At 40.0% G+C, this 12,919-nt stretch carries 14 protein-coding genes; 13 read left to right on the top strand and 1 reads right to left on the bottom strand.

Annotation, left to right across the window (positions count from 1 at the left end):
• From IJ369_RS03255 to IJ369_RS03205, 11 genes are all read left to right on the top strand, one after another.
• The gene (locus IJ369_RS03255) at positions 1 to 1,365 is read left to right on the top strand and encodes a 4Fe-4S dicluster domain-containing protein (protein ID WP_290715935.1); all 1,365 of its coding nucleotides are present in this window, start codon (positions 1 to 3) and stop codon (positions 1,363 to 1,365) included.
• 5 nt (positions 1,366 to 1,370) lie between these two features.
• Positions 1,371 to 1,916 carry a BMC domain-containing protein gene (locus IJ369_RS03250; RefSeq protein WP_290715933.1) on the top strand — a complete coding sequence of 182 codons (546 nt, stop codon included), beginning with the start codon at positions 1,371 to 1,373 and terminating at the stop codon, positions 1,914 to 1,916.
• 12 nt (positions 1,917 to 1,928) lie between these two features.
• Positions 1,929 to 2,291, top strand: a complete 363-nt coding sequence (locus IJ369_RS03245) for a BMC domain-containing protein (protein WP_290715931.1) — start codon at positions 1,929 to 1,931, stop codon at positions 2,289 to 2,291.
• A gap of 3 nt (positions 2,292 to 2,294) precedes the next feature.
• Positions 2,295 to 2,744, top strand: coding sequence for a EutP/PduV family microcompartment system protein (locus tag IJ369_RS03240; RefSeq protein ID WP_290715929.1), 450 nt, complete (start codon positions 2,295 to 2,297; stop codon positions 2,742 to 2,744).
• Positions 2,745 to 3,047: 303 nt separating this feature from the next.
• The gene (locus IJ369_RS03235) at positions 3,048 to 4,217 is read left to right on the top strand and encodes a CdaR family transcriptional regulator (RefSeq protein WP_290715927.1); all 1,170 of its coding nucleotides are present in this window, start codon (positions 3,048 to 3,050) and stop codon (positions 4,215 to 4,217) included.
• Positions 4,218 to 4,489: 272 nt separating this feature from the next.
• Positions 4,490 to 5,614: an NAD/NADP-dependent octopine/nopaline dehydrogenase family protein gene (locus IJ369_RS03230; RefSeq protein WP_290715925.1), complete on the top strand. Its 1,125-nt coding sequence runs from the start codon at positions 4,490 to 4,492 to the stop codon at positions 5,612 to 5,614.
• Between the two features lie 41 nt (positions 5,615 to 5,655).
• Positions 5,656 to 6,441 carry an aspartate/glutamate racemase family protein gene (locus IJ369_RS03225; RefSeq protein ID WP_290715922.1) on the top strand — a complete coding sequence of 262 codons (786 nt, stop codon included), beginning with the start codon at positions 5,656 to 5,658 and terminating at the stop codon, positions 6,439 to 6,441.
• Between the two features lie 32 nt (positions 6,442 to 6,473).
• Complete coding sequence (locus tag IJ369_RS03220; RefSeq protein WP_290715920.1) at positions 6,474 to 7,592, top strand: YkvI family membrane protein; 1,119 nt, start codon at positions 6,474 to 6,476, stop codon at positions 7,590 to 7,592.
• 536 nt (positions 7,593 to 8,128) lie between these two features.
• Positions 8,129 to 8,536 (top strand): RNA polymerase sigma factor, encoded by a 408-nt coding sequence (locus IJ369_RS03215; protein ID WP_290715918.1) that lies wholly within the window; start codon positions 8,129 to 8,131, stop codon positions 8,534 to 8,536.
• Between the two features lie 373 nt (positions 8,537 to 8,909).
• A complete protein-coding gene (locus tag IJ369_RS03210; protein WP_290715916.1) occupies positions 8,910 to 9,266 on the top strand; it encodes an SHOCT domain-containing protein in 357 nt (118 codons plus the stop codon).
• Positions 9,267 to 9,314: 48 nt separating this feature from the next.
• The gene (locus IJ369_RS03205; RefSeq protein WP_290715914.1) at positions 9,315 to 10,709 is read left to right on the top strand and encodes a recombinase family protein; all 1,395 of its coding nucleotides are present in this window, start codon (positions 9,315 to 9,317) and stop codon (positions 10,707 to 10,709) included.
• A 41-nt stretch (positions 10,710 to 10,750) separates the two neighbouring features.
• Here IJ369_RS03205 and IJ369_RS03200 read toward each other — a convergent pair.
• Positions 10,751 to 11,901 (bottom strand): IS3 family transposase gene (locus IJ369_RS03200; RefSeq protein WP_290715911.1). Its coding sequence is split into 2 segments (ribosomal slippage): positions 10,751 to 11,643 and positions 11,643 to 11,901, totalling 1,152 coding nucleotides; the frame shifts between segments, so codons are not numbered across the junction.
• Between the two features lie 38 nt (positions 11,902 to 11,939).
• Between IJ369_RS03200 and IJ369_RS03195 the strand changes: the two genes are divergently transcribed.
• Both IJ369_RS03195 and IJ369_RS03190 read left to right on the top strand, forming a co-directional pair.
• On the top strand, positions 11,940 to 12,497 hold the full coding sequence (locus IJ369_RS03195) for an EcsC family protein (RefSeq protein ID WP_330612914.1): 558 nt from the start codon (positions 11,940 to 11,942) through the stop codon (positions 12,495 to 12,497).
• A gap of 79 nt (positions 12,498 to 12,576) precedes the next feature.
• The gene (locus tag IJ369_RS03190; protein ID WP_290715909.1) at positions 12,577 to 12,735 is read left to right on the top strand and encodes a hypothetical protein; all 159 of its coding nucleotides are present in this window, start codon (positions 12,577 to 12,579) and stop codon (positions 12,733 to 12,735) included.
• Positions 12,736 to 12,919: the final 184 nt, after the last annotated feature.

Genomic DNA, 12,919 nt, shown 5'->3' with positions numbered 1-12,919 from the left:
ATGGGACTGACAGAGATGATATGTCAGGCTGGCATCGTAGGCTGCGGTGGTGCAGGTTTTCCGACTCATGCAAAATATAATGGAGGTCCCGTTCAAACCATTATTATTAATGGTGCAGAATGCGAGCCTCTTTTGCAGAATGACTGCTATCTTATGCGCAATAGAGCAGAAGAACTGATTGCAGCAGCAGATGCGCTGAAAAAAGAAAGCGGTGCAAATGATTGCGTAATCGCATTAAAACGTTCTTATACAAGAGAAATTGAAAGTCTGAATAAGGCGATCCAAAAAGCAGCTTCGTCTGTACATATCCATGAGATGGAGTCCTTTTTCCCGGCAGGGGACGAACAGACGATTGTATATGAAGTAACAGGAAAGGTTGTTCCTCCTGCGGGCATTCCTATGAATGTAGGGTGTGTAGTAAGTAATATTGCTACTTTGTATTGCATTTATGAGGCCATGAATAATAAGCCGTTTACGAATAAGTATCTTACTGTAACGGGAGAGGTGCGTAATCCGGTTATTGCAAAAGTTCCTGTAGGCACTCCGGTAAAACAGTGTCTGGAGTTGGCAGGAGGAACTCTTATTTCCGATTATATTGTAGTGAATGGCGGACCGATGATGGGAAAAATCATGACAAAAGAGGAAGCGGATGAGGCATTTGTAACGAAAACCATGTCTGGACTGATCGTGCTTCCAGTAGATCATGCCCTTGCAAGATCCAATAAAATGAAACAAAGTCATATGTTAAATAGAGCAAAATCTGCATGTATTCAATGCACATTCTGTACGCAGTTTTGCCCCAGAGCATTACTGGGGCATCCGATCCAGCCACATCGTGTTATGAGAAAACTGGCTTCTGGAATGGATGTTCAGGAACTTTTAGAGGATAAGGATATTCAGAATGCGGCACTTTGTTGCGAGTGCGGTATCTGCGAAACTTATGCTTGCCCTATGGGTCTGCAGCCAAGAAAAATGAATGCTATGGTCAAGAGAGAATTGGCGAAGGCGGGTATCCGCTATAAAACAGAGGAGAAAGAGCGGTATGCTCTTCCAGAAAGAAAACTGCGTAAAGCACCTACTAAGAAGGTTGCGACCAAAGTTGGTGTAGGAAAGTATGAAGATATTCAGATTGATGAGCTGAAGGAACTGAAAGCAGATGAAGTTAGGACTGTTCGATTAGCACTTCGTCAGAGCATTGGTGTGCCTGCACAGCCTCTTGTGAAAGATGGCGACATTGTCAAGGTTGGTCAGGAAATTGCAGTGTGTCCAGATGGAACATTAGGTTCTATACTGTATGCTTCTATTGACGGTAAAGTTAAAGTGGCAGAAGCATACATAGAAATTGATTCCGGGAAAGGAGCGTGAAAAGAATGGAATCCATTGGGATTTTAGAGAGCAATAGCATTGCAAAAGGAATTCAGGCGGCGGATGCTGTTCTGAAAGCAGCGGATACTACATTGTTGTACGCAAAACCTGTTTGTCCGGGAAAATATACCATTTTGTTTTATGGAGATGTGGCTGCAGTATCTGCAGCTTTAGATGCTGGAGCAAATGTGTTAGATACAAATATGGTAGACTCTGTGGTGATTCCGAGAATTCATCCACAGGTTATTGAGGCTATCAATTTGTCTTCAGAACCAGAAGGCGTAAATGCAATTGGTGTGATGGAATTTTTCAGTATCACTGCAGCTATTTATGCAGCGGATACAGCGGCGAAAGCTGCAGACGTAACGCTAATGGATGTGCGTCTGGGAATTGGGATCGGCGGTAAATCTTTTGTCGTTCTTACTGGCGAAGTGGCTGCTGTGGAAGCTGCCGTAAGTAGTGGTATGGCAGAAGGTGAAGAAAAAGGTCTTTGCGTGACAAGTGTAGTGATCCCCAGTCCTAGAAAAGAAATTTTTGAGTCACTGATGTAAAGGAGTGTAAGAATGGCAGAGAACAATCCTTTTGATTCAAAACAGCGCGTAATTCAGGAATATGTTCCTGGCAAACAGGTAACGATGGCACACTTGATCGCTAATCCAATTGATGACTTATATAAGAAACTGGGGGTTCTCAGTGAAAGACGCGGAGCTTTAGGTATTCTTACGATTACCCCTAGTGAAGCTGCTATTATTGGTGCTGATGTGGCTACAAAGGCGGCAGAGGTAGAAATTGTGTTTGTTGACAGATTTTCTGGTTCTTTGGTTGTCTGTGGGGATGTGTCAGCTGTAGAAGCGGCATTAAGAGATGTGCTGAGAGTTCTAGGTGAGATCCTTCATTTTACGATGACAGAGATTACGAGGTCATGAAAGATGAAAAAAATTATGATGATCGGGAAAATTGGATGTGGTAAGACTACATTAAGCCAAAGGCTCTTAGGTGAGGATATTCGCTATCAGAAGACACAAGCTATTCAGGTTATGGGGACTGATATCGTAGATACACCAGGGGAGTATTTGGAGTTAAAACAGTATTATAATGCCCTTACGGTTACAGCTGTAGATGCAGATGTAATACTTTTTCTTTTTTCTGCGATTGATGAACAAAATGCTTTTTCTCCTAGAATGAGTTCTATGTTTGGCGGAAAACCAATTATTGGAGTAATCACTAAAATGGATATCTGTGAAAGCTATGAACTAGCGAAGGCTGGTCAAGAAATTTTAAAAATGGCTGGAGCGTGGGAAATAGTAGAAGTTGGATTTGGTGATGATACTGGAATTGAAAAATTGCTGGATAGAATTGAACATATTGGCGAGAAATAATGGGGGCTGCAAGCTGTATTTATCTCTATATATAGTTTCTGAACAAGGATTTTTTTGATTTGGAAAGAATGATATATAAGAGAAAAGGAAATACGTTACTACATACCAATACTATTAGGAAAAAATTCTGAAATACAAAAGATAAAAGAAAAAAGATGAAGGCGGAGCTAGAGTGGTTTGTGTTTAAGATCATGTTATAACACGATATATGAACTATTCTAGCTTGTTTTCTAAGAGAAATGGGAACAGGAGGATCCATAACCAATATACAGCAAGGCGTTATAGGATGAGGAGGGAGTGGAAATGTCAATAACAAAGATTTTACAGCGTGAATTATGTGATAAATTAGTTCAAAGTATCAGTTTGATTATTGGCCATGATGTATTGATTACCGATAAAGTTGGCGTTGTTGTTGCGAGTAGTGATCTGACGCGAGTTGGCACTGTTCATGAAGCGTCTGTTCAAGTTATAAATGATGGAAAAATGGCTTATCATGATAGCCGTGCGGTTGTTAAATTAGCGGGGACAAGACCTGGTATGACAATTCCATTTTATGTAGAAGACGATGTTGTAGGAACCATTGGCATTACAGGTGCGCCGCAGGAGGTATCTCGTTATGTTATGCTGATTCAGCAGATGTCTGAAATTTTTTTGGATTTTCGTAATCAGCAGCAAATTTCTGCAAGAAAGACCTTGAAAAAGCAAAGTCTTTTGCGAAAGATCATTTCTTTTGATAATCGTATGTATCCTTCTTCAGAAATATATGAAGAAGCATATAATATGGAAATCGATTTGAATTTATCACGAATAGTAGTGTTTATTGAGCTTTTATCAAAAGAGGGCAGCAATATTACTATAAAAGAATCCACTTTTATCAATAAGAAAATAGATGAAAAATTTTCTGGAATATTTAAAAATCCACAGGATTTTATTTGTCCTCAGAATAACGTAGAGTATGTAGCTTTTATATGTTGCGACAAAGAAAATTTACAATCCGATCAAGGTGTGATAGAGAAGTGCAAAAAGTTCGAAGTTGAATTGCAGAATTTAGGATATTCCATTCGCATGGGGATTGGATCGCTGGCAGATTCGATAGAACTGCTGAGAAATTCTTATGAAAATGCGTGTTTTGCTTCCCGTTTATTGGAAAAAGAAATACGTCAAGGGAGTAGTCTAGCAATTAGCGATGCACTTTTAGAAAAGATAGCTGTATACCTTCCCGAACATATTTGTACGGAACTTGAATCGGAATTTCCTGACGAAATTTTTAAAAATGAGGAAGTATTTTTACTGATCGATCATTGGTGCAGATCAAGATTTAATTTTACTCAGACAGCAAAAGAGATACATGTTCACAAAAGTACATTAGTATATCGTTTTCAAAGACTTCAAGAGTTATATAATTTAGATTTATATGACTTTGATCGTATTTGTGCACTCTATCTTCTATTGATTAAAAAAAGACTTTGTTAATATACTATATAAAAAAGAAAAATCATTTTGTTGATTTTTCTTTTTTAATTAGAATTAAAGCTGGATTTCAAAATTACGAAAAATTTTATGTAGAAAAAATTGTATGTTTTGTATAGGTTTTTTTGATTTTTCGTATTGTTCTTATGAGTTTTTTTGAATTTTCAGGCAATAAGTTCCTGTTTTTCGCGCGTGGTTTTCGTATTTTTTCAGTGGCATAATGTATGTATAAAGAAACATTACACTTTTATTCAATGAGAAAGGATGAATGAATTATGGCAATGAAAGTTACAAATCCTAAGAAAATCGCGGTTCTGGGCGGCGGCAATGGTGCACATACTATGGCTGCAGAAATGACACTGAAAGGTCATACAGTAAACATGTACGAAATGCCTCAGTTCAAGAAAAACATGCAGAAAGTTTTTGACACAAAAACAATCAAACTGGGCGGCAACATCAAAGAACTGCAGGGTGAAGTTACTCTGAACATGGTAACAGACGATATCGCAGAAGCAGTAGAAGGTTGCCACTACATCTGTATCGTAGCACCTGCATTCTCTCACCTGGGTTATGCAAAACTGCTGAAAGGCCACCTGCATAAAGATCAGATCGTTGTTACATACCCCGGTGCATTCTCTGCTCTGGTACTGAAAAATGTATTTGGTGACGACGAAGATTGCCCTGTATTCGCAGATGCAAACAACCTGCCTTACGACGCAAGACTGACAGCTCCTGGTTCCGGTGAAGTTAACGTATTTGGTCGTAACCCCATCAACATTGCGTTCCTGCCTGCAGAAAAAGGTTCCGAACTGATCGACGAAATGCGTGAAGATCTGTTCCCCTTCGAAAGAATCTATACAGACGTTCTGGAATGTGGTCTGGCTATCGTAAATCCTGACTGGCATGCAGGTCCCGTTCTGTTCAACATCTCCAGCATTGAAAGCCCTCAGGTTAACTTCTTCCTGTATGAACATGGTTGGACACCTTCCGCTTGCCGTCTGAACATCGCTATGGATAAAGAACGTAAAGCAATCGGTGAAGTTCTGGGCTACAACCTGCGCCCTATGGAAGACTTCGCTGGCCGTCCTGATGATTATGAATGGACATGGCAGGATCTGTACAAAGAAGGTCATGGTTCCATCGGTCTGACACCTATCTGTGGTCCTAACTCCCTGAGCAGCCGTTACCTGACAGAAGATATCCCTTATGGTCTGGTTCCTTGGGCAGCAATCGCAGAAGTAATCGGCGTTGAAATGCCTCTGACAAACGGCTTCATCGATATCATCAATGTTGTTCATGAAACAGACTGGAGAGCAAACGGCTGTGGTCTGGATGAACTGGGTATTGAAGGCATGGATAAAGACACACTGCTGAAATACGTTCAGACAGGTAAAAAATAATTTTAATCACAAAGGATATTATAATGAAAGGAGCTTTTAGAATGACGAAAATGGTTCGCAACTGGGGATATATGGGTCCTAATACCCCAAATAGAAGATATGACACAACTGTAGGACAGCTGATGAATGGTTTTCCTGTAGGTATTTTGCAGCTGTGGGCACATTTGCCTTTCTTTCCTGGCAATGTTTCCAACGCATACACATATGATTTTCCTGTAAAATTCATTGAAGTCAAAGGCTCCGGAATTGACAACATCCTGGCCGGCGACATGTCTCTGGTAGAGAATATCGTTGAAGCGGCAAAACAGTTGGAAATGGACGGTTGTCGTGTAATTTGTGCAAACTGCGGTTTCTTTGGTCATTATCAGAGACTGGTTGCAGATCGTCTGGACGTTCCCTGCTATCTGTCTTCTATGGTACAGGTTCCTTGGGCGCTGGTAGGTCTGAAATCTAATCAGAAATTAGGCATTATGACTGCAAACAAAAACACACTGACAAAATCCCTGTTTGAAGCTTGCGGTATCAGCGAAGAAATGCAGGCACGTTGCGTGGTTTATGGTATGCAAGATGAGGAAGAATTCCCTAATATTTTAACTGGTGAGGGCGGTTTGGATTATGATAAAGTAGGCGATGAACTGTCTGCAATGGCTCATAAAATGATCGAAGAAAACCCTGATATTGGTGCGGTTCTGCTGGAATGTACTGATATGCCCCCTTATGCACATCGTCTGCAGGCTGAACTGAATATGCCTGTATATGATGCAATTACTTTGATCAAGTATGCAAAATCTGTTGTAACACAGACACCATATTATGGATTCCTTTAATATACCGAGGATGAAGAAAGGATGAAATAACTATGGAACAAACTTCTAAAATTAACTGGATAAATGTATTTAAAATCGGTGGTGCATTTACAGCTTTCCAGATTGGTGCTGGTTTTGCTTCCGGTCAGGAAGTAATGCAGTATTTTGGTACATACGGCGGAATGTATCCCGTTGTTATGCCCCTTATAGCTCTGGCTTTGGTAGCATTTTATTGTATCGCAACTTTCTATACAGGTTACAAAAAACGCTTTGATGACCCCAATACTGCCTATGAATACTATTGCGGTTCTACTTTGGGTAAAGTAATCAATATCCTTACTAACGTTGTGATTGGTTTAACTTGTTTGGCGATGTTCGCAGGCTGCGGTGCAACAATCCATCAGTATCTGGGTGCTCCTGTTTGGGCTGGTGCTTTGGGCATTGGTGTTGTTTCTGTACTGGTTGTATGTCTGGGTCTGGAAAAATTGACTGATGTTCTGGGTGTTTGCGGTATTATCATCATTGCGCTGATGGTAGTTGTTGGTATTTACAACATTGCTACTAATGGTTCTAACCTGATGGAAACTCAGAAAAACATCGGCGAATATGTAGAACAGGGTACTTTCCTTCAGGTAACTATGTTTGGTTCTACTAACCCTGTGCTGTGCGCGATTGGTTATGTTACTATGGGTTTTGCCCTCGTTATGTCTTATAACGTTGGTGTTGGTCCTCGTCTGAACAGCAAAAAAGAATGTGTAGCAGCTGGTATCGTAGCAGCTATCCTGTTTGTAGCGGGTGTTTATTGTTGTCTGTTAACAGTTCTGCTGAACTTGGATTATGTTGCAGAATTCGGTCCAATGATTCCCATGCTGTCTGCAATTGAAAACTCTATGCCTTACTTGGCTCTGCCCTATACAATCTGCGTTTGTACCGGTATTTTCACAACGATCGTTGGGTACCTGTGGATCATGGGTAGAAGATTTGGTGGTGCCGATGGTTCTACACGTCAGCGCATCGTTGTAGTTGCTATGGCAGTATTTGGTATTGTAGTTGGTTCTATGATCCCTCTGAACCAGCTGGTAAATACTATTTTCCCTATTTGTTCTTATGTAGGTATTATTCTGATGGTTATGATGGTTATCAGACTTGTTAAAGACAAAGATCTTAAATAAATTTGATAATTATCTGAAATTAATTGTACTTTAGACAGGTCGAAAGACAAGCGTTCAAATTGTCTTAACTTCCATTTTATTTAGGGTCTGACATCTTCCTGATGGATGTCAGACCTTTTTGCATGTAGAAAAACAAGTGTTAGATGCGTGGTTCTAAAAAGCCTATAGTGAGAGGAAAGTATGGCCTGCACTCATGGATGTATTTATAGAAAAGCCTTTTCAAGCGAATAGAGGACAAACTTGAAAAGAACTGCAGAAAATCAAAATAGTGATAATAAATTATTAGAAAACCGTTCAAAAGGGTATGGATTCCGTGAGGGATTTATACCCTTTTTCTTTTCGACAATTTACAACAACTTCCTACAAAGTCCGCTAAAAAATGTCAATTTAAGAAATAATAATAAAGTTTACCTGTTTTTTGCATGCACATCTGTTTTTTTGGTGTGCATTTTTTTATATAGAGGTGGCTGCAGGTCACCGCCGGTTCCTCCGATTTGAATTTGCTCATTTTTGAATTGGAATTGGAGGAATTACATATGAATCATACGGAAAGAAAATATTATATCAAAACACAATATGGCCTTGTTGAGGTGGAACGACATATTTATTATGCGTTTTACGATGGCAAGGAAGATGAAAACAAGCAGAAAAAGAAACTTAAATATAATAATGTCATCAGTTATGACGGATTTGATACAGAGTCCTACCGTGGTAAAGATTTGATCGAGGACATCAATTTCAGAACAGATGAGGAAGCAATCTCTCATATAGATTATGAGAAGATTGTTCAAATTATTCGGGAAATGGATAAGCGTTATATCGTGAGACTTTATCTGTTGGGATATAAAGAACGTGAGATTGCATTGATGCTGGGGATCTCCCAGGCGGCTGTGAACAAGGCGAAACGAAAAATCTTGAAAGTCCTTAGAGACAGTATCGAATAAAAGTATTTAAAAATTTTTTAGACAAGCAGTTATAAAACCCCCTTGTTTTTTCCTTAAAGGATGAGGGGGTTATTCTTTGCCCCAATGTTCTTTGTAAATTTCATATCCAGCAATATGAATACATTCTCTGTTCAGCCAGTGATGGAAAAGCAGAGCCAGACAATGCGCCATGAGGATATTTTGCAGTGGGGGATCAATCAATAGAAAAACAGCCCGGCAGTGAGTGAAATAGATCGGAGCGATTTTTTTGTTGGCTATTTATCTTTGGCAAGGATAAATTGCGATGACCTGAATAGAAGGATAATGATACTTCCGTCGAGTCCCAGACATCGCAAGGACGGCGGCCCGTTTCAATGGGGGAGGTGAGATGCCTATGAGTGCAGCCAGCGCTGTTTGTATTGCTGCCCTTTGCTGGGGAAGTAGTGTCAAATACGGCAAATTTGAATCAGAGAAACCTATGAGCATGCCGTTTTTGGCATGCTCATTTATGGTTTTCCTGTTTTATTTTCTAAAGATGAAAAAGGAAAACTATAAAACGGACAGGGGGATAGATATGACAATGACACAGGTGCAGAATGAAATTTGCTATCGAAAGTCAGTTATTATTTTGGAGAGATTGCTTCTGGAGGGATTGATTACAGAGGAACAGTTTATTTTGATCGATGAATTAAATGCGGCTGCTTTTCCGCCGATCTTGAAAGAACTATCTGATTCACCTATGGATGTGTAAGAAACTTTGCAGTATTGTTTGGCTGAAAACAAGGAAAGGAGGAATTTTATGACGAAACGAGTAACGGAAATTATGCCTGTAAAGGCGAGAAGCAGACAAAAGGATGAGCCGATCCGTGTAGCCGCATACTGCAGAGTTAGTACAAATATGCATCATCAGGAACTATCCTATGAAGTGCAGGTTCGATATTATCAGGATCTGATTTCAAGAAAATCTGACTGGAAGTTGGTTCAGGTCTATGCTGATAAAGGCATCAGCGGTGCCAAGACGGAAAAAAGAACGGGTTTTCTGAAGATGCTGGAAGATTGTGAAAAAGGTAAGATTGATAAAATCATTACAAAATCCATTTCCAGATTTGCCAGAAACACTGTGGATTGTATTTCTAATATTAGAAAACTGAAATTACTGGGTGTTGCAGTATATTTTGAGAAAGAAAATATTGATACCATGACGATGCAGGGAGAACTGATGCTGTCGATTCTGAGTTCCATTGCTCAGGCTGAAGCTGAGGCAGTATCAACGAATGCACAATGGGCAGTACAATATCGTTTCCAGAATGGTATCTTTAAGCAGTTTACTGGACTGGGGTATAGATATGATGAAACTGGAGAATTAACGATCCAGCCAGAAGAAGCGAAGGTGGTACGGCTTATATTTGAAAGTTATCTGGAAGGAAAAGGCATGAGTACCATTGCCGAGGAAATGAATGAAAAGGGATACTGTGGCAGAAATGGTGAACCATTTAAAGTAGGCGGTATTGGATATATTTTGAAAAATCCCCTTTATAAAGGAGAACTTCTCTATCAGAAAACTTATCGAACAGAATTCCCAGAAAGAAAACAGAAGTGGAATCATGGAGAAGTGACTCAGTATCTTGTTGAAAACAGTCATAAGCCTATTGTAACGGCAGAAGAATTCCAAGCAACACAGCGAATCATGGGTTATAGAAATCAAAATATGTCTCAGGAAAAGCTGAACAGATATGGATTTTCAGGAAAAATTGAATGTGGTAGGTGTGATGGTGTTTTCCGCCGTAGGGTAAGTTATGCAAAAGAAGTGCAATGGATTTGCGTGAACCACATTGAAAAGAGCGGATGCAGCCAACCTTTCGGTGGCAGGATCAAAGAAAAGCATATCAAGAATGCATTTGTCGACATGTGTAATAAACTAAAATATAACAGCGGTGTGTTGGAGCATATCGTGGAAAGGCTGGAGCAGGCAGAAGATACCTTGTCCTGTCGTTGTGATGAAAAACTAAATAGCATAACAGAACAGATAGAACAACTGGAAAAGCAGAATCAGATCCTATCCCAAATGATCGTGGACGGATATCTTGATCCTGCTTTTTTTATACAGGAAAAAAGTGAATTGGATCTGCAGCTGGACAAGCTTCGTGAGGAAAAAGATCAATTGCAATCGGAGGAATGCACTGTAGTCAAGTAAGTGGACACGTTTTATAAATAAAAAGTTTTGAGGACAGCTGATTAGACTTGTCCCCAGTACATTTCTTCCTTTTCGTTGGGAGTCATCATTCCAATTGATCCATGTGGTCTTTTGGAGTTGTAAAATCCTTCGATGTATTCAAAGATGGAAAGCTTTAATTCTTGCAAAGAATGGTAGGTCTTCCGATTTACCTCTTCCTTTTTGAGATATTTGAAGAAGGACTCGCAGCAGGCGTTATCGAAAGGATATCCCTTCTTTGAAAATGATTGCACGACATTAAGAGAATCTAATAACTGCCGAAATGCAAAAGCAGTGTATTGAGATCCTCGATCAGAATGGAACATGAGACCGGCTGGTTGGTTCCGTTTATCATAAGCTTTTTTAAAGGTGGTCATAACTAGATCGACATCGGGTTTACCGGATAGAGACCAGGAAATGACTTTGCGAGAAAATAGATCCATAACGATACAAAGATAGTACCATTTGCCGGCAACTTTAATATAGGTGAAGTCACTGGCCCAAACCAGATTTGGAGATTTCTGTGTGAACTCTTGTTGAAGGTGGTTGGTATATTCACCATTATCGCGGTGCTTGTAATTGCGAAAGGGTTTTTCTGTGGACATCTTGGGGAGATTAAGGCTTTTCATCAGGCGGTACACTCTGCCGACGCTGATCAACATGCCATAATCACGCTGAAGAACATATGTGATCTTGTAAGCACCAAGTCTTTTGTTGCAATCAGCATAGATCTGAAGAATCATCTTACAGATTTCCTGATTTTCTTTGGTGCGGTCAGCAGGTTCAGAACAAAAATGCTTGTAATAGGTGCTTCTGTTAACACTTAAAACACGGCAGAGAGTTTTGATGTCATGCTGAAAACGAAGCTTATGAATCGCATCTAATCGTTGTTCGAGTGTGGCGTGAAGATGGCAATCGCTTTTTTTAATATCATGAGCTCCTCTTCGAGCTGAGCGTTGCGTTTCTGTAATTCTTTGACTTGCTTAGCAGTGAGAATTTCGCCATCATCCGTCTTAACGGTTGAGTATTGTTTAATCCAACGAGTAAGAGCGGTCTGAGATACTCCGTATTCTTTGCAAAGTGCAGTCTGTGTCTTGCCGCCGGATTGATACAGGTTGACAAGAGTTCTTTTGAATTCTTCATCATACCTTGTGTAACTTTTGTTTGTGGACATGAGGATACCTCCTTTTGGTGTCTACTTTATTGTAACGTATAGTTATATTTCGTGTCCACTTTTTTAATATAGATCCAAAAAAGCCGACGAAACGGTCACTGAAAAAGCTGGAAGCAGTCGGAAAGAAAAGCAGACTGCTTAATTCTGCCGTGACGACAGCAGAAGGTATTGGCTTAGGGCTGCTGGGAGTTGGCATCCCGGATATTCCTGTTTTCCTCGGGATGCTGCTGAAAGGTCTTTATGAAACGGCAGCAAGATATGGCTATGATTACAATAAGAAGGAAGAACAGATTCTCATTTTAAGGATCATTGCAGCGGGGTTAGCGAATGGAGAGGAAAAGAGATTGGCAGATCAACTGGTGGATGCATGGATAGGCCTTGCGGAAGCAAAAGAGGTGTTTACATTTGAAGATGAAGTAAAACGAGCTGCTTCTGCTCTTTCTGATGCGATGCTGGCGGCGAAGTTTATTCAGGGTCTGCCTGTTGTGGGTGCTGCGGGTGGCATGTCAAATCCAGTGGTGTATCAAAAAATCATGCGCTATGCCGCAGTAAAATATAAAAAAAGATATCTGGCGGCAAAGCGAAAGGGTGCATAAAAGAAAAAAGACGAGCCATACTATGACTGCGAGAAAAACTCGCTGATAAAGCAAAGGAAAAACACAGGAGGTCATAGAGATGGATAAGAATAACAACAAAGCAAACAACAAAGCAGAAAAGAACAACCAGAAGGGCATGAACAGAACAGAATTTGCGCAGGAATACAGCATCGACACAGGCAAAAACGATAAGACAAACAAAAACGATAAGAACAGCAAGACAAACAAATGTAACTAAAGTGCACACATCTATGGGCACATTATAAGGAAGGAAAACGGTTTTTTCTTGGAAAATGGTTCGGGAAAAGACCGTTTTTCTTTATAAAATCAAAGACTTCAGAAAAAATGAAAAAGTTGAAAAAAAGGTATTGACTTTTTTCGACATGCGTGTATAATAAATAACTGTCGCTGCCGATTGGCAG

It is taken from the genome of Anaerotignum sp. (assembly GCF_017483025.1).
In the GTDB taxonomy this organism is placed as follows: Bacteria; Bacillota; Clostridia; order Lachnospirales; family Anaerotignaceae; genus Anaerotignum_A.
This window is presented reverse-complemented; position numbering and strand designations above follow the sequence as displayed.